The sequence below is a fragment of the Modestobacter sp. DSM 44400 genome, assembly GCF_900107175.1.
Classification (GTDB): domain Bacteria; phylum Actinomycetota; class Actinomycetes; order Mycobacteriales; family Geodermatophilaceae; genus Modestobacter.
Map to the genome: position 1 here is coordinate 1 of NZ_FNOZ01000065.1, position 16,255 is coordinate 16,255.

General features: G+C 71.9%; 17 protein-coding genes and 4 pseudogenes. 10 read left to right on the forward strand and 11 right to left on the reverse strand.

Annotation, left to right across the window (positions count from 1 at the left end; genetic code table 11):
• Positions 1–279 (reverse strand): transposase (locus tag BLW04_RS22460; RefSeq protein ID WP_139306922.1); only part of this gene is annotated, 279 nt, incomplete at its 3' end.
• A gap of 572 nt (positions 280–851) precedes the next feature.
• On the opposite strand from BLW04_RS22460, the pseudogene BLW04_RS29830 reads away from it, so the two are divergent.
• Positions 852–1,055: pseudogene (locus tag BLW04_RS29830) on the forward strand (transposase family protein); the annotation flags it as partial.
• A 17-nt stretch (positions 1,056–1,072) separates the two neighbouring features.
• On the opposite strand, the gene BLW04_RS28840 reads toward BLW04_RS29830, so the two are convergent.
• The 3 genes from BLW04_RS28840 to BLW04_RS22475 form a co-directional block, all read right to left on the reverse strand.
• The gene (locus BLW04_RS28840; protein ID WP_254781891.1) at positions 1,073–1,231 is read right to left on the reverse strand and encodes a hypothetical protein; all 159 of its coding nucleotides are present in this window, start codon (positions 1,229–1,231) and stop codon (positions 1,073–1,075) included.
• A 788-nt stretch (positions 1,232–2,019) separates the two neighbouring features.
• Positions 2,020–2,427, reverse strand: a complete 408-nt coding sequence (locus tag BLW04_RS22470; protein WP_139306969.1) for a hypothetical protein — start codon at positions 2,425–2,427, stop codon at positions 2,020–2,022.
• 227 nt (positions 2,428–2,654) lie between these two features.
• Entirely contained in the window at positions 2,655–3,011 is a 357-nt protein-coding gene (locus BLW04_RS22475; RefSeq protein WP_217631201.1) for a four-helix bundle copper-binding protein, read from the reverse strand.
• A gap of 226 nt (positions 3,012–3,237) precedes the next feature.
• Between BLW04_RS22475 and BLW04_RS22480 the strand changes: the two genes are divergently transcribed.
• Positions 3,238–3,687, forward strand: coding sequence for a heavy metal-responsive transcriptional regulator (locus tag BLW04_RS22480; RefSeq protein WP_175484220.1), 450 nt, complete (start codon positions 3,238–3,240; stop codon positions 3,685–3,687).
• On the opposite strand, the gene BLW04_RS22485 is transcribed toward BLW04_RS22480, so the two are convergent.
• On the reverse strand, positions 3,647–4,876 hold the full coding sequence (locus BLW04_RS22485) for an MFS transporter (protein ID WP_217631202.1): 1,230 nt from the start codon (positions 4,874–4,876) through the stop codon (positions 3,647–3,649). The two genes, BLW04_RS22480 and BLW04_RS22485, sit on opposite strands and share 41 nt — an antisense overlap.
• A 234-nt stretch (positions 4,877–5,110) precedes the next feature.
• On the opposite strand from BLW04_RS22485, the gene BLW04_RS22490 reads away from it, so the two are divergent.
• Positions 5,111–5,689: a DsbA family protein gene (locus BLW04_RS22490; RefSeq protein ID WP_091547657.1), complete on the forward strand. Its 579-nt coding sequence runs from the start codon at positions 5,111–5,113 to the stop codon at positions 5,687–5,689.
• Between the two features lie 91 nt (positions 5,690–5,780).
• Here BLW04_RS22490 and BLW04_RS27075 read toward each other — a convergent pair whose 3' ends face one another.
• The 5 genes and pseudogenes from BLW04_RS27075 to BLW04_RS22515 all read right to left on the reverse strand — a co-directional run bounded on the left by BLW04_RS27075 (position 5,781) and on the right by BLW04_RS22515 (position 10,427).
• Complete coding sequence (locus BLW04_RS27075) at positions 5,781–6,107, reverse strand: thioredoxin family protein (RefSeq protein ID WP_091547659.1); 327 nt, start codon at positions 6,105–6,107, stop codon at positions 5,781–5,783.
• A gap of 125 nt (positions 6,108–6,232) precedes the next feature.
• Positions 6,233–6,664 (reverse strand): hypothetical protein, encoded by a 432-nt coding sequence (locus tag BLW04_RS27080; RefSeq protein ID WP_091547662.1) that lies wholly within the window; start codon positions 6,662–6,664, stop codon positions 6,233–6,235.
• Positions 6,665–6,783: 119 nt separating this feature from the next.
• A pseudogene (locus BLW04_RS29835) lies at positions 6,784–7,692 on the reverse strand (NAD(P)/FAD-dependent oxidoreductase); the annotation flags it as partial.
• A gap of 21 nt (positions 7,693–7,713) precedes the next feature.
• The gene (locus BLW04_RS22510; protein WP_091547665.1) at positions 7,714–10,179 is read right to left on the reverse strand and encodes a heavy metal translocating P-type ATPase; all 2,466 of its coding nucleotides are present in this window, start codon (positions 10,177–10,179) and stop codon (positions 7,714–7,716) included.
• Positions 10,176–10,427 carry a heavy-metal-associated domain-containing protein gene (locus tag BLW04_RS22515; protein ID WP_091547668.1) on the reverse strand — a complete coding sequence of 84 codons (252 nt, stop codon included), beginning with the start codon at positions 10,425–10,427 and terminating at the stop codon, positions 10,176–10,178. The genes BLW04_RS22510 and BLW04_RS22515 overlap by 4 nt, the downstream gene beginning before the upstream one ends.
• A gap of 214 nt (positions 10,428–10,641) precedes the next feature.
• On the opposite strand from BLW04_RS22515, the gene BLW04_RS22520 reads away from it, so the two are divergent.
• The 3 genes from BLW04_RS22520 to BLW04_RS22530 all read left to right on the forward strand — a co-directional run bounded on the left by BLW04_RS22520 (position 10,642) and on the right by BLW04_RS22530 (position 12,904).
• Positions 10,642–11,127, forward strand: coding sequence for a heavy metal-responsive transcriptional regulator (locus BLW04_RS22520; RefSeq protein WP_175484221.1), 486 nt, complete (start codon positions 10,642–10,644; stop codon positions 11,125–11,127).
• Positions 11,128–11,658: 531 nt separating this feature from the next.
• Positions 11,659–11,979, forward strand: a complete 321-nt coding sequence (locus BLW04_RS22525) for a DUF7482 domain-containing protein (protein WP_091547674.1) — start codon at positions 11,659–11,661, stop codon at positions 11,977–11,979.
• A 55-nt stretch (positions 11,980–12,034) separates the two neighbouring features.
• Positions 12,035–12,904, forward strand: coding sequence for a hypothetical protein (locus tag BLW04_RS22530; protein ID WP_139306970.1), 870 nt, complete (start codon positions 12,035–12,037; stop codon positions 12,902–12,904).
• Here the strand turns inward: BLW04_RS22530 and BLW04_RS22535 are convergent.
• A pseudogene (locus tag BLW04_RS22535) lies at positions 12,841–13,191 on the reverse strand (transposase); the annotation flags it as partial. The gene BLW04_RS22530 and the pseudogene BLW04_RS22535 sit on opposite strands and share 64 nt — an antisense overlap.
• Positions 13,192–13,290: 99 nt before the next feature.
• Here BLW04_RS22535 and BLW04_RS26210 point away from each other — a divergent pair.
• From BLW04_RS26210 to BLW04_RS22550, 4 genes and pseudogenes are all read left to right on the forward strand, one after another.
• A pseudogene (locus BLW04_RS26210) lies at positions 13,291–13,434 on the forward strand (IS110 family transposase); the annotation flags it as partial.
• A gap of 646 nt (positions 13,435–14,080) precedes the next feature.
• Entirely contained in the window at positions 14,081–14,755 is a 675-nt protein-coding gene (locus tag BLW04_RS22540) for a cation diffusion facilitator family transporter (protein WP_254781894.1), read from the forward strand.
• Positions 14,752–15,528: a methyltransferase domain-containing protein gene (locus tag BLW04_RS22545; RefSeq protein WP_091547680.1), complete on the forward strand. Its 777-nt coding sequence runs from the start codon at positions 14,752–14,754 to the stop codon at positions 15,526–15,528. The genes BLW04_RS22540 and BLW04_RS22545 overlap by 4 nt, the downstream gene beginning before the upstream one ends.
• Before the next feature lie 361 nt (positions 15,529–15,889).
• Positions 15,890–16,255, forward strand: a 366-nt coding sequence (locus tag BLW04_RS22550) for an ArdC family protein (RefSeq protein ID WP_254781893.1), incomplete at its 3' end; no start/stop codon positions are given.

Here is a 16,255-nt window from a genome sequence, read left to right on the forward strand (position 1 = left end):
CAGCTGCTCATCGCGCTCAGGGGCTGCGGCGCGCACCGCGGCGAACATCCGCACGTAGGTGCCGTCGTCAGACCAGCGACGGTGGCGTTCCCACACCGATTGCCACGCCCCGAAGTGATCGGGCAGGTCACGCCACGGCGACCCGGTGCGGTACCGCCAGATGATCGCCTCGAGCGTCAGTCGGTGGTCATTCCACGGCCGGCCCTGATGACCGCCGGCAGGCAGCACCGGCTGGATCAACTCCCACAACTCGTCCGGGATCTCGTCGGTACGCAACATTCGTCCAGCGTCGCCCACCAACCCGCCAATCTTTGGCAGACACGCTCTAGGCCACATGGGCGCTGTAGCGCCCAATCACATTCCCGGGTCGCCTCTTGCCGGACGTCGCCATGCTCGATCTTGCGGCACGGCGCGCGACCTCGCCGCCCGCAGGTGCCGCGCCGGCGGTGCACGAGCACCTGTGGCCAGGCTTCGTGCGGTGACTGGGCATCGGCCAGCCATCGCAACGTGGTGGCGAACCCAGCCTCCGGCTGTGTCTACGTGGTGGAAAGGCGTGAGTGGCAGCGCTCTGGAGTCTCGAGACCTCATTGGCCAGTCGGCGCTCGGCGACGTGAGCGAGCCGTACGCGTCGTCGACGCTCATAACGCCGTTGACCACCAGGTTCGCTTTGGCGTGCACGGTCGGCCAATCCGGCTTTTCGAACTTGAGGGGGAACGACACGATCTTGTGAGGTCGCGGGCCTCGAGCTGAGAAGCTCGTGGCCCCTCATGCTGGCGGTGATTTAGGAGCCGACAGCCAAGGGGCCACGAGGGAGTCAAGACGGTACGACGATCCTGTTCGGGCTGCCCGGGATGCGGGTGACCGGCGTGCATCGGGCAGTAGACGGTGGGCGGGTGGTGCATGTGGTCACCGACGATGAGACGGCCGCTGCGTGCCCGGCCTGCGGGGTGCTCTCGACGGCGGCCCGGCAGCGACGGGTGACGCGGCCTCGGGATGTGGCCTACGGCGAGGTGCCGGTGGCCGTTCGCTGGCGCACGGCGCAGTACGCCTGCCGGGAACGGCTGTGTCCGCGTCAGGCGTTCACCGAGCAGATCGCCGAGGTGCCGGCCCGGGCGCGGGTGACCGGCCGGGCGCGTCGGGCGGCCGGGGCAGCGGTCGCCGCCGGCGCCTCGGTGAGCGCCGCGGTCCGCGCCCACGGGCTGAGCTGGCCGACCGTGCATGACATGTTCATCGCCCACGCCGAGGCTCTGCTGGCCGGACCCGGTCCCGTGCGGGTGCTCGGCATCGATGAGACGCGCCGGGGCCGCCCGGTCTGGACCCAGGACAGCGTCACCGGCAGGTGGACGGTGTCGGAGCGGTTCGAGACAACTTCGTCGACCTGGCCGGCGAGCAGGGACTGCTCGGCAGACCGCCGGACGCAGCAAGGCCGCCGTCACCGACTGGCACACCCAGCTGCCAGTACAGGGACGGGGAAGTGCAGGACCGCCTCCCAGCGCAGGGACGTCCCGTCGCGGTCAAACCCGCGGGCGTGGTGTGTGACGGCTGCCGCGTGATGTATGTGTGTGGTGAGGCGCTGGACGCCGGAATGGTCGTCCGGGTCACCTCCTCGCTGGTGCCGCTGGTCTCGGCAATGGGCGGCAGCGGGTAAGGACGTCGACGCATGAGGTAGCGGCTTCGGTTCATTCATCGTGCTGCTCGGCGAGCACGGCGCCTACCAGGCGGTTCAGGCCGTCGCGTGTGCAGCGCCGACCAGATCGGCACTCAGACCGCCCCGCAGAGCGTCATCCGCGCCGACCCCCGCCTGGGCCGGACGCGACTACCGCCCGGCCGCGGCCTCGGCCGGGTGGCCGGGTCGGGCGTCGCCCGGCGGATCGCGCACCTCATCTACCGGTTCGGGCTCGAAGTTGGATCCCTCGTCCGGCGAACGCCTGCGGGGACGGTTCACGGCCTGATGGACGGCGATCGGCGTGCGGGGCGGCCCGTCGGGATCTCGCCTTCGTTGATCGGGATGTCGTTCCGTCAGGCGGGGTTCGGTCGTCCGTGGGCCGGGCGTCGCCATGCGGGGTGGCAGGTGTGGCGTCGGCGTCGGCGTGCTGACCAGAGGAAGGTGAGCGCGATCAGCAAGATGCCGGTGTAGAACAGGGGCGCGTTGGTGGCTCCCATGCCGGCCATGGCGTTGGACCCGGGGGTGGGGATGATGTACATGCTCAGGTACAGCGCCGCCCCACCGGCGGTGACGAGCAGGGCCGGTCCGCGACCGCAGCGCAGGGTGGCGGCGATGAGCAGGAGCACGCTGGCGATGAGCAGGGGTTGGGCGATGGGGTCGAGGGCGCGGCGGACGGTGGCCCAGGGGCCGCTGGTGGCGTCGGCGCCCAGGACGGAGAAGGCGGTGGCCGCCGCCGCGGGCAGCATGGCGACCATGGGCACGCAGCTGAGCACGGCGAGCGCGGCGGCGCCGGCTTGCGACCACCGTCTTGGACGCGCCGCAGCGCCTGTTGGGCGTCGGCTGCTGCGTGTTGCGGTCATGGGGTCCAGCCTAGGGGTGTGAGGAGGGCTGACCGGCTCGGCCGGCGGGGCTTGAACGGGGCTTGGGTGCCGTGCCGTCCCACCGGCTCCTGGCTGCGGGGCAGGTCGGGAGCCGGTGGGGTGTCCGATCAGCCGGCCATCTGGCGGCACGTCTGGGCGGTCTGGCGGCAGACCTTGGCACAGGCACGCATCTTTTCGTCGTCGTATCGCTCGCACTCGGTGGCGCACTGCTCGCAGAGGTCGGCGCACAGCCGGCACAGCTCCTTGTAGGAGGCGCTGTCCCGGGCGAGCAGCGGGATGCAGGCCAGGCAGAGGGTGGCGCAGTCCAGGCAGAGCTGGATGCAGCGGGCCATGGCCTGGTCGCCGGCTTGGGTGCACTGCTTGGCGCAGGCTTCGCAGGCGGCGGCGCATTCGGCGCAGGAGCGGATGCAGTCCAGCAGCTGCTGGTTCAGCAGCCCGCTGGAGGTCGTCTCAGTGCTGGTCATGCACGTCACCTCATTGCTCGATGGGGGATGGTGCTCTCGCCGGTCGTGGTCGGCGACGAGGTCCTGCAGCGGCGGGTAGGGGTCCGCCGCACACCGGACTGACGCTAGGGGTTCCCCTCGCGGGAAGGTCAACCCCAGCTGGGGCGGGGCTGTGGCGGCTGCCGTGGCGGGTCGGGGGGCTGGTTTGGGGCTTACGCTGGTTGTCGGCCGAGGGGAAGGAGCTGGGGTGCTGATCGGGGAGTTGGGGGACCGGGTCGGGGTGAGCACCAAGACGATCCGCTACTACGAGGGGATCGGTCTGCTGCCCCAGCCGCGCCGCAGCGACAACGGCTACCGGGCGTATGGGCCGGAGGACGAGGCGCGGCTGGCGTTCGTCAAGACCGCTCAGCAGCTGGGGCTGAGCCTGGAGGACATCGGGCAGGTGCTGGCGCTGCGGGGGGCGGGGACCGCGCCGTGTGAGCACGTGCGGGGAATGCTGCGCGAGCAGATCCGCGGCATCGGGCGGCAGCTGGCCCAGCTGCGGGCCATGCGGGAGGAGTTGCAGACGCTGGAGGCGGCGATCGACCAGATCCCGGCGGGTGAGGCCACGGTCTGCCGGGTCATCGAGCACACCCGCGGGCCCCGGCAGGACTTGGCTAGCGCGGGTTCTGCGGTGTCGAGCCGCCGGAGCGGCTGAGCCCGGTTAGCCCGAGCCCGCCGGCCAGCAGGAGCAGTGCTCCGCCGAGGTAGTACACCGCCCGGATGCCCAGGGTGTCGGCGAGCGCCCCGCCGACGGCCAAGGAGATCAGACGCCCGCTCTGCCAGAGCAGGTCCATGCCGGCGAACACCCGGCCGCGCAGCTGCGCGGGCACCTCGGCCTGCAGCAGGCTGTTGAAGGTGACCGCGCCGGTGGAGGTGCCCAGCCCGTAGGCGGCCATCGCGCCCAGTGCGGCCGGCAGCGAGGTGACGGTGGCGACGGCGAGGTCGACGCCGCCGCGCAGCAGGTAGGGGCCGAAGACGAACCCGGGTCGGCGCGGGTTGTCGGTCAGCCGGGTCAGCAGGAACGGGCCGGCGGCGGCGCCGATCCCGATCGCGCCGATCAGCAGCCCGAACCCGGCGGCGCCGGCGTGCAGGTGGCGTTCTACGAGGACGACGAGCAGCGCACTGGTAGCCCCGGCCGACAGCGCGGCCAGCAGCTGCCCGGCGGCCAGGATCCGCAGCAGCCGGTCGCCGACCAGCAGCGCCAGACCCTCGCGGACCCGCCCGGCCCAGGACCCGGCCGGCCCGGTGGCCGCGGGCTTGGCGGGGATCGCGAGGCCCCGCAGCACGAGTGCGGAGACGGCGAAGCTGGCGGCGTCGAGGGCGAAAGCCGGCGTCGCCCCCAGCGCGGTGACCATGCCACCGGCGGCCGGCGCCAGCGCGATCTGGGCCAGGACCGCCGCGGTCCAGATGCCGCTGTTGGCCGCCACCAGCTGACGTTCCGGGACCAGCGCCGGGACGAGGGAGCCGGCGGCGGGATTGAAGAACACGCTGCCCACCGACAGCCCGAACCCGACCGCGTACACGGCCACGACGCTGGAGTCGACGAGCGGGAGCAGCGCCATCAGCCCGGCCCGCCACAGATCCGCGGCGATCATCACGGTGCGTCGCGGCAGCCGGTCGACCAGTTCCCCGGCGACCGGGGCCAGCAGCAGCACCGGCAGGATCTCGGCGACGACGATCCCGGCGGTGCCCAGCCCCGAGCCGGTCAGCCCGAAGACGACGATCACCAGGGCCACGGTGCGGAACGCATCCCCGGCCCGCGACGCGGTCTGGGCAACGAACAGCCGCCGGTAGGCCGGGTCGGCGAACACCTCCCGGAACCGGACCCGTTGCTGCGCGCCCACGGCGATGCTCTCTCCCCGGTCGTCCTGCGGCCCTTTCCGGCGGTGAACCCTGCCACGCCCGCCCTGTCAGCGCCCTTCGGGCAGCTCACCTGAGACGCCCTTGACATTCCAGCGGGGGGAAGGTCCTGGGTCCACGGAAAGACACATTCGCGCTGTCGCGGGCCCCCCAGGAATGGCACCGGGGGCCGCCGGCCGCAGGGTCAGGACGTCTCGATCAGGAGGCAGGATCCGCCGGTGGCCACGGCCATGCTCGTCTTCTTCGACTACACCTGCCCGTACTCGCGGCGGCTGAGCGAGCTCCTCGGCGCGGTCGAGGCGCCGCGGGTGCGCTGGGGCCCGTTCGTCCTGGCCGAGAACAACCGCGACCAGGACGGCCCGCCGGTGTGGCAGCGGCCGGGCGCGCTGACCCGCCCGGCGTTGCTGGCCCTGGCCCTGCACGATGCGGTGATCGCCGACCGCGGCGACATCGACCGGTTCCGCCGCAGCGTGTTCACCGCCTTCGCCCAACGGCGGGTGGGACCCGAGGGGCTGCATGGCCTGGCCGCGGCGGCCGGCGCCGGAGTCGATGGCGCTGGAGTCGATGAGGCGGCGGCCCACCGGAAGCTGACCTCGGTCGCCGCCTCACACGAGATGGGCCGGGCCGCGGGCGTCTTCGGCACCCCGACCGTGGTGACCGACGGCGGCCACCTCGGCTATCTCAAACTCACCGACCTGCCCACCGCCCTGCCGGTGCGGCGACGGCTCGTGCAGGTCGCGCTCACCGCGGTCAACGACTTCCCCGAGCTGTCGGAGATCAAGCGCCCCGCCACCTGAGCCGATCGGCACCGGGACGTTTCGGGATCTGAGGAGACTCGGTCCGGGCGGTGACCGCTGCGGGCTCAGGTGCGCCGGCCGGCCGGCAGGATCAGCCCGAGCGCGCCAGGTGCAGGGCGTGGTCGAGGTCGGTGTCGCGGATGAGGCCGTCGAGGCGGGTCACCTCGACCCCGTCGCGGAGTACGACGATGGTGGGGATGCTCATCACCTGATAGGTCGCGATCGTCTCCTGCTCGGTATCCACGTCGATGCGATACCCGGTGAAATCGCCGGGGTGGCGGCGGTGGAACTGCTCCAGGCGCGGCTCGAGCGCCCGGCAGGGCGCGCAGCTGACCTGCCAGAAGTCCACCAGCACGAGACCGGGGCCGGGGGCAACCTCGCTCAGTTCGCGGCCGGTGATCAGCGGGAAGGCGGTCATGGTGGCGGTTCTCCTCACATGCGGTGACTGATCGTTCGAGCGTTCGGTGCCCGCGCCGCTGCCGGTGACCGGGGCACTGGCACCGGTTGGACCTGTGCGTCCTGCTCCGCGGAGTGGGCTCGGGTTCAGGGGACGAGGAGGACCGGGCGGCCGGCGTCGCCTGCGACGGTGGAGACGGCCGCCGAGCGCAGTCGCGGGCGAGCTCGCCAGTCGGCGAGCACCACCAGGTCGGCTCCGCGGCGGGACAGCTCGGCGGCCAGCAGACCGGCCAGGTCGCCGCACTGGCTGGCCATCTCGACGTCGACCTCGACCAGACCGTGCTGCTGCTGGCAGGCGAAATCCCCGTCGCTGATGGCGAGAGCGGTGAGCCGGTCGGTGTACGCAGGGGGTGGTGGGGTCGGGGCGGGGTCGAGTACGTCGTGCGGCGGGCCGAGCCCGCCGGTGGGCGTGTCGGCGACGGCGAGCAGCGTGACCCGGGTCGGTCGGGCCAGCAGGGCGAGGACCGGCCGCAGCTGCTCGGCCGGACAGGTGCCGTCGGTGACGACCAGCAGGCGCACCGCCCCCTACTCCTGCTGCGGGGCGGCACGGAGAGGGCGCACGCCACGCCGGCGATGGTGCCCTTGCCGACGGCGACGTTGACCAGCTGTATTCCGGGGGCGAGGTCACCGGCGGCGAAGACCCCGGGCACCGAGGTCTGCTGCTGCTCGTCGACGGACACGTAGCCCTCGTCATCGAGGGCGCAGCCCAGCTGGCGGGCCAGGGCGGTCTGGGGCTGGTGGGCGATGGAGAAGAAGCCCATCGTGCACCGGGTGCGCCGGCCGCTGGCCAGGACCACTCCGTGCATGGCCCCGCGGGGGCCGAGCAGCTCGACGGCGTCGTCCTCGATGACTTGCACACCGCGATCGGAAAGCGCCGCGCGCTGCGCATCGTCGCCTTCGAATCGCCGGCCGTCGGTGATGACGCGGACCTCGGCGGCCCAGTCCAGCAGCTCCAAGGCGAACCCCGTGACGTGCTCGCCCCAGCCGAAGACCGCCACGCACTGCCCGCGCGCGTCGAACCCGTCGCAGGTCGGGCAGTGCAACACGTCCGCGCCGTAGTGCTCCTGGAAAACTTCGACGCCGTAGTGCTCCTGAAAAACTTCGACGCCGTAGTGCTCCTGGAAAACCTCGACCTGCGGGAACACGTCCCGCACCCCGGTGGCCAGGACGACGCGGCGGGTCAGCAGCGGCCGCGGGGCGTCGGCGAGCTGTACCCGGAACAGGTCGGGCTCGACCCGGGCCACCGCCGCGACGGTGCCAGACGTCAGTCGCACGGCGGGGTAGCGGTCCAGGTCATGCCGCGTCCGGACCAGCAGCGCCTGCGGATCGGCGGGGTCGTCGGCCAGCACTCCGTGGACCCGCTGGACCCAGCGGTTGCGCTGCTCACCAGCGTCGACGACAGGGGTGTCGCGCCGGTAGCGGCCCAGCCAGGTCGCGGCGCGCTCAGCCCGGCGGTGCCGCCGCCGATCACCAGGGCATCGTGGTCGGCCCGGTTGTCCTCGCTCATGCTCCTCCTCGTCGGTGCGTCCGGCCGCAGCTGCGGTCATCGCGGGTCTGCTGTTTGACGGTCAGCGTGCGGCCGGGACGGCCGCCGCCTGCGGCTCGTCGGCGGGTGCGCGCCCGACCGAGGCGATCGCCTCGAACAGCAGCCTGGGCCGGCCGCCGATGGAGTTGACGAAGATGGTGGTGACCGAGGCGGCCATGGCGATCATCGCCCACACCGGGTAGATGAGCCCGGTGGTGGCGGCGGGGATGCCGATGCCGTTGAACAGGAACGCCAGCGCTACGTTCTGCCGGGTGCGCCGGTAGCTGGAGCGGCTCAGCTGCTGGGCGGTGAGCACGGCCCGCAGGTCGTTGCGGACGATGATGATGTCGGCGGATTCAACCGCGATGTCGGTGCCGCCGCCCATGGCGATGCCGACGTCGGCCTGCATGAGGGCCGGGGCGTCGTTGATGCCGTCGCCGACCATCGCCACTCGCGCGCCGCCGGCCTGGAACTCGCGCACGATCTCGGCCTTGCCCTCAGGCAACACGCCGGCGCGGACGTCGTCGATCCCGAGCCGGTCGGCGACCTGCCGGGCGGCGCGGGCGTTGTCCCCGGTGACCAGCACCGGGGTGATCCCCGCTGCGCGCAGCTGGGCGACGGCTTCGGCTGTCTCGGGCCGGATCTCATCGCCCAGGGCGATCAGGCCCAGCGGCCGACCGTCGGCGGCGACCGCGACCACGGTGCGGCCCGCGGCCTCCAGACGGGTGACCCCCTCGTGCAGTGCGGTCAGCTCCACGCCGCGGTCGGTGAGGAATTCCGGCCGCCCGACGAGCACCCGGGCGCCGGCGACGGTGGCGGTGATCCCCAGGCCGGTGACCGACTCGAAGTCGCTCACCGCCGGCAGTGCCAGGCCGCGGTCGGCCGCGGCGGTGACGACGGCCCGGGCCAGCGGGTGCTCGGAGGAGGACTCGGCTGCGGCGGCGACGGCCAGCAGCTCGGCCTCATCGATGAGGGCTTCGACCTCGCGGACGGCGGGCCGGCCCTCGGTCAGGGTGCCGGTCTTGTCCAGCAGCATCGTGCGCACCGCGCCGAAGGTCTGGAACGCCTCCCCGGTGCGCATGATGATGCCGGAGTCGGCGGCCTCTCCCGCGGCGCGCACGATCGCCAGCGGCGCGGCGATGCCGACCGCGCACGGATAGCCCATCACCAGCACCCCGAGGCCGGCGAAGACTGCCCGGCGCACGTCGGGTTCACCGGCCAGCGCCCAGCTGCCGGCCAGCCAGCCCAGCGCGGCCAGCGCGGAGACGGCCAGCACGGTGGGGGTGTAGAGGCGCAGGATCCGGTCGACCAGGTGCAGGATGCCGGGCTTGAGCGCGCGGGCGTCCTCCACGTGGCGCACCACCTGGGCCAGGAAACTCTCGGCGCCCACCCGGGTGACCTCGACCAGCAGCGTGCCCGACCCGTTGATGGATCCGCCGATCACCTCACTGCCCGAGGTGCGCTCGACCGGCACCGGTTCCCCGGTGACCAGGGACAGGTCCATGGTGGAGTAGCCCTGCACCACCCGCCCGTCGACCGGAACCCGCTCACCGGGCCGGATCCGCACCACGTCCCCGACGGCCACTTGGGCGATCGGCGTGTCCCGCTCCACGCCGTCGCGGACCACGCGGGCGGTGTCGGGCTGCAGGTCCAGCAGCTTGCGTACGGCCTGGCTGGAGCGGGTCTTGACCAGCAGCGAGAGCCACTCGGAGAAGATGTGGTAGTTGGCCACCAGCACGGTGACGGCGAAGAACGGTGCGGTCGGATAGTTCGGGAACGCCCCGGTCAGCCCGATCAGGCCGCCGGCGATGCCGGCGAACGCCCCGACCTCCAGCAGTACGTGCTGGTTGAGGATCCGCCGGCGGGCTGCCTGATAGGCCATCCGTAGGATGTGCGGTGCGACACCAAAGATGACGGCCAGCGCCAGGGCACCGGTCAGCCACCCGGTGACCGTCTCGCCCAGCAGGCCGGTCTGCCGGGCGGAGTAGGCCAGCGCCGCCGGGGCGAGGATGCCCAGCGCCCCGAGCACCGCTTTCGGCCGGCCGGCCGGGCGCAGGATCGCATACGACACCGGCAGCATCAGCACCGCCACAGACGCCGGCACCAGCACCGACCAGATGCCGTTGATGTCCAGGATCAGGGCGATGGCGGTCAGGCTCGCCGCGATCGCGGTCAGCAGCCGCTTGCCCTCCCGGACGAGGTCGGCCTCCTCCTCCTCGAACGGGCGCAGCTTGCGCGGGTCGTACAGGTCGTAGCCAAGGTCGCGCAGGGTGCCCAGGATTTCCTCGGGGCCGATCACCGCCGGGTCGAAGTCGACCAGCGCCTGCTCGTGGGTGAGGCTGACCGCGACCTTGTCCACCCCGGCCTGACGGCCCAGGGCCTTCTCGATGGTGCCGGTGCACAGCGAGCAGTGCAGCCCGGCGATCCGCGCCCGGATCCGGGCGTGACCGGCCAGCGAGCTGGGCTCCTCGGCCCACAACTCTTCGGTGGCCTCGGTTTGGGTACTCATCGTCCTGCCCGTCCTTCCAGGTCGGGGCCGCGGTCGCCGCCGGCGACGACCGGATAGCCGGCGGCAGCCAGCCGCTGGGCGATCGCCTCGCCGGTGGTCTGGGACTCGTCGAAGCGCACCGCCACCTGGTTGGTGGCCGAGTTCGCGCTGACTCCCTGAACCCCGTCCATCCGGGTCAGCGCCTTACCGATCGCGGCCTCGCAGGCGCCGCAGTGGATCTCCTCGACGACGAACGTAGAACTGGCCATGACACGCCTTCCGATGCGGTTACCAACACGATCGGCTCGACCGTAAGCCTTCCAGTCGAGGGCAATGTCAAGGGACAAGGTCACCGGCTCCGGCGAATCCCGGCGGAGCCGACGGGCTCCTCCCGGTCGCGCACCGGGAAGATGTGCGCTTCCCTCGTGCCCGGGCCCTCGACGGGGCACCCTGGGCTCCAGCCGATGGGAAGGTGGCGGAGGCGTGCGGACCGGAGAGCTGGCCGATCGGGTCGGGGTCAATCCCAAGACAGTCCGTTACTACGAGTCGATCGGGCTCATGGCGCAACCGGCCCGCACCGCCGCGGGATACCGGGTCTACGGCCCCGAGGACCAGGCGCGCCTGGTGTTCATCAAGACCGCCCAGCACCTGGGGCTGAGTCTGGAGGAGATCGGTGAGGTCCTCGCCCTGCGCGCCGCCGGCAGCCCACCGTGCGACCACGTGCGCGAGATGCTGAGTGGGCAGGTGCGCAGCATCGGCCGGCGCATCGCCGAGCTGCGCCGGCTCCGCGAGGAGCTGCGGGCGCTGGAAGCGGCGATCGACGACATCCCGGAAACCGCGGGCCCGGTGTGCCGGATCATCGAGCACACCGCCGCGCAGCAGGCGACAGCCACCGGCGGGGCGCACCGGAGGGAAAGCGGGAAGCGCCGCGACGTTCAGCGTGCCCGTCACGCGGGCACGTCCGCGTGACCTCTGCCCTCCGCCGCCAGCCCCGCTTTCGACCCTTACCGCCGCACGCGGTGTCTCTGTTCTTCCTCGCCGGGTATGGGCCGCGGTCGGGCGCCGCGCCACCGCGATCGCCCGTGTGGGGGCGGTTCGGTGTTGCGCTCGCCCCGCACGTACCCCTCGTCGGCCGCCGCACCATCCCCGGCCACTGCGCCGGAGGATCCGAGCAGTGGTCCGACGTCCTGCGCCAGTCCCGCGGTCGGCCCGTCGTCGGGGAGGACCGGACCGTCCGGTAGGCCGACCCGCTGACCGGCGACGCCGACTTGACCTTCCAGCCACGGAAAGCACCAGCCTGGTGGAACCGGCCCGTGTTGGGTCGGACCGGGTGAGGCCTGCGCCGAGGCCTGTCCCGGTCGTGGGACGCCGCAAGGGGAGCGCGGGGCAGGCCCGTGTCGGCAAACGGATGTGTGGGAGGTCGGACGTGCAGGGTGTACCGAACCGGGACGTGAGCGGCAGAACCGGAGTCAGCCGGCGGAGAAGACCCCGATCCCCTCGGTGGTCGGGCAGGAGATCCTCTTCATCCACACCGAGCCCGAGGCTCCGGACAGCGCGCTGGCCGACGTCTATGTCTTCACCAACGGCGTCACCCCCGCCGATGCGCCCAGCGGCCCGATGGGGTTCCAGGGCGACGTCTTCCTCCACGTTCCCGGCGACCCCGGCTACAGCCCACTGCGCACGGTGCACCAGGTGCGGTGGAACGACGACGCGAAGGCTCGCCTGCTGCGTTCGGCGCCCGAGGTGACCGCGGCCGCCGACGCCGGGCAGGTCGCGATCGAGCGGCCCGGCATCGTGATCAACATGCCGTTCGTCCGCTAGCCCGGCGGCACCCGCTGACCGTCCCCGCCCAGCCCTCGGTGAGGAGCGGCCCGCGGTGCAAATGCTGAAGAAACTGCTGTTCCTGCTCGGGCCGGACATCGCCGCGCTGATCCCGGGGGTGGCGATCCCGGCCATCCGGGACGCGTTCTGGCCGGTGGCGATACCGACGGTGCTGCTCGTGGTGCTCGTCGTCACCCTGCTGTGGTCCTCCGGCGGGGTGGCCGGCTACTTCTCCTACCGCACGCCGCTGGTGATCGCCGCCCTGGCCGCCGAACTGTGGATCATCGTCCTGGGCCTGGCGCTGCAACTGCCCGGCGACCGGACCTTCAGCAACGAGCTGTTCCAGGGCTTCCAGGTCATCTTCTTCATGCTCACCGCGATCAACTCGCTGCCCGGCATCACCGGTGCCTACCGGGCCGGCGCCGGCCTGCGGCCCGACCTGATCTTCGGCGGCGGGGCCTATCTCGTCCGCGACGAGATCTTCGTCGCGCTCGGCATCGAGTTCCTCACCAGCCCGGAAACAGGCGCCCATCCGGTGTGGAACTGGTGGGCGGTCACCGCCGAGGTCGCCGCCCTACTCATCACGGTGGCCTACCGCGGGGTGCTGAAGATGCAGATGCGCCGCGCCCGCTTTGTCGGTGCCGAGGGCTGGATGGGCTCGGGAATGCGCGCCGGGGTGTGGGTCCGGGAGATCTTCCTGTGCGTCGCGCTGCTGTTCGTCGTCTACGCCTTCTTCAACATGTTCGCCGGGCTGGTGCCCTTCACCTGGGTGCCCGGCGATCCGCACGGCACCGGCGGCAGCCCGGAGGGGATCGGGTTGGCCTGGCTGCTGGCCGCGTTCGTGCTACTGGTCCCGGTGACCGGCCCAGGAACCGGCGTGCCATCGGTCCGGCTCACCTGCCCTGCCAGCCGGTCCTGCACGTAGCCGCGCAGCCGGTCCTTGACCACCAGCCTGGCCGTCTTGGGTCGGCGGGCGACCCGCTCGGCCTTCCACTGCGCGATCGAGGCCCGGTACTCCAGTCGCCCACCCCGGGTGGCGGCGTTACGCCTCAGCTCCCGCGACACCGTCGACGGCGGCCGCCTGATCCGGCGGGCGATCTCCCGTACCCCAGCGCCTTGGGCGCGCAGCAGCGCGATCTCCTCCCGCTCAGCGAACGACAGATACCGCCCCGTAGACGGCCCCACCGGTTCGCCGGTGACTGGACTGCTGATGGGATGTCGTGCCCGCCTCGGCGTGAGCACTTGATCATTAGGTTGCCGGGGTCCCCGGGTGCTGTGATCTTGTCGCGCTAACTGGAGGAGTTGCTGCGGGTGCTGTTCATCGGGGACGACTGGGCCGAGGACCACCACGACGTCGAGCTCGAGGACGAAGAGGGCCGCCGGCTCGCGCGGGCGCGGCTGCCGGAGGGCTTGGAGGGCATCACCCGGCTGCACGCGCTGGTCGCCGAGCACGCCCCGGCGGACTGGGCGGAGCTGCCGCCTGAGTAGCGACCGGCGGGTCAGCACTCACCCTCACAGGCCCTTTCGGGAGGCTACTGACAGATCGTGCGCCCGCCGCAGTGGCGATCTTGGAGCCTACCGCGATGTTTCCATACCTCCAGACTCAACAAGCAGCTGCTGATCATGCTGCAGGCCGCGAGGCTGGGCGTCAGTCCGACACCCGGCTCGCCGGGTTCACCACGTGGCCGGGCGTCGATGTGGTGACTGGCGACCGCGACGGAACTGCTCGACGTGTTGGCTGCCGCCGAGCGTGTGCTGGCGGTCAGTGGCGACGCCGTCGCCCTGTCCCACCAACGGAGTGGCCAAGAACCGGTGAGCGGCCACCGAGCCCCGCGCTCACGCGACGCTGTGCGCTGCTGAGCGGGCCGGCTTGGTCGCCGCGCGCAACTGCTGGCTGGTGCCCGGTCACCTACAACGTCGTCGAGGCGGTCATCGCCGTCACGGCGGGCATCGTCGCTGGGTCAGTTGCCCTCGTCGGATTCGGCTTGGACCCTTTCGTCGAGGTCTCCAGCGGGTTGATCATCCCGTGGCAGTTCCGCCACCGGCTGCCCGAGTAGGCGCTGCGGCTGCTGCTGTTTCGTTTCTCGCGCTGGCCGCCTACGTGACCGTCGAGTCCCTCCGCACACTGTTCGGCAACGGTGAACCAGCGCCGTCGCCGGTCGGCATCGGCCTTACGATCGCCTCGCTGATCATCATGCCGTTCCTGTCCTGGGCGCAGCGCCGCACCGGTCGAGCACTGGGTTCCAACGCGGTCGTCGCCGACTCGACCCAGACCCTGCTGTGCACCTACCTCTCCGCCGTGCTCGTCGGGCTGGTACTCAACGCGACGCTGGGCTGGGCTGGGCCGACCCGATCGTCGGGCTCATCCTCGCCGCGGTGGCGGTCAGGGAAGGCATCGAGGCGTGGAAGGGCGGAGGCTGCTGCGCTTCTCGTGGAGACGGCCAAGCCGACGTCAACGGCTGCGGCTGTGCCGACGACTGCACCGACGCCTGCTGCGCCCCTGACGCCACTGACCCCGCAGCCTCACGCGGCGTCGGACAGGTCTGGCCGATCCGCGACGGCCCGAATGGCAGGCTCCAGGCACGGATCACGCATGGTGTCGCGGACCGGCTCCGGGCCCTGCCCACGCCCGGCGGGCCGGCGCGGCGTGAGCACCCCGTCGGTGGCGACCTTGGTGGTCCGTGTTGCCAGGCGCGGTCGTCCTGACTCGATCTGGCGATGCTCGGCGGCGTTGGCTAGGGACCCCGGGGTGGCCATGCATACCGTGTCCCGGTGAAGAAGGACTATGCCGAGGTCTTCCGGTCCGGCGCCGCCGTTCAGAAGTACGACGACCAGGTGTATTCGGCTGGGACCTTCGCGTCGGCCATCGACGCCCGTCAGCGGGTGTGGCTACGGCGTCTTGTGCAAGATTCCTTCGCCGGCCGTCCGGTCGTGCAGCAGGACTTCGCCTGCGGCACCGGGCGCGCCATCCGTGCCCTCGAGGGCACGGTCGAGCAGGCCCACGGATACGACACGTCGGAGACGATGCTGGCGCGGGCTAGGGAGGTCGGCACCAGCGGCCGCTTCCACCTCATCGCCGCCGACGGGCCGGTTCCCCGCCCCGAGCCGGCGGGCGACCACCCTGTCCTCGTCACGATCTTCCGCCTGCTGCTGAACACCAGCGAGGACGTCCACGACCGCGCCGTCGCCTTCGCAGCCGCCGCGCTGCCCACACCGGCCAGCGGCCTGCTCGTCGTCGAGAACCACGGCAACTCCCGGTCACTGCGACACCTGTCCCGCTGGCGCAAACGGGGCAACGAGTGGTTCAACGAGCTGTCGACCGCGCAGGTCCGCGATCTCCTCTCCCGGCACGACTTCCAGCTGGAGGCCGTGCACGGCTTCGCCGTGCTGCCCAAGGCCGCCTACCGCCGCCGGTGGACGGCGCCGCTGGCCCGCCTCATCGACGACTGGGCCAGCCGGCGGTCTTGGCTGGCGCCCGTGTCGGTGGACGTCCTCTACCTCGCCCGTCGCACCCAGCCCGGCGGCCACAGGGACCGCCCCGCCGCGTAGCCGGTTCTTCAGGGCGACTTGGGTGTAGAGCCACCAGAAGACCGCGCAGAGGACACGACACCTCCCCAGGGTCGCCCGGAAGGTCATTCCACGCCCCGACGTCGTGCAGACAGCCGTCGGGGCGCAGATCCTCCGTCGAGGCTGCGGCGTGCTCCAGGGACTGGCCCAATTGAGCTGGCTCCTCGGCCGGGAAGGCTGCGGTCTCGCCCAGAGGAGGCACCCGAGCCGGAGCAGCGCCGAACCCTCCAGCCGAAGGCCTCATGTACCCAACGGTGTGCTCGTTGGGCAGGACCACGTACTCCCGGTAGGCGGCGTAGCCGGTCGTCCGGTGGCCGCCGCCGGACCCCAGGACGAGCGCAGGATGCTGGAGACCGCCGCCCGGTTTCCCCACTACAGCCTCAACAACCAGCTGCTGATCATGGCGGGTGCGGCGGCGCAGGGCTTCACCGCGACCCGGGTCGCCGGATTCACCACCTGGAAGTCCCTGGGCCGCTCGGTGGTCAAAAGAGCCCGCGGGCTGGCGATCCTCGCCCCCTGCACCTACCGAACCACCACGCCCGCCGACGGCGGTCACGACACCATCCCGGCGAATGCGGCAACCCGAACGGCGGCCGCCGGGGGAGGTATGGAGGTCACCGGGCCGGATGCGCCGACCGGGGCGCGGGTGCTGCGCGGATTCCGGGTCGCGCACGTCTTCGACGTCACCCAGACCGAGGGCGACCCGCTG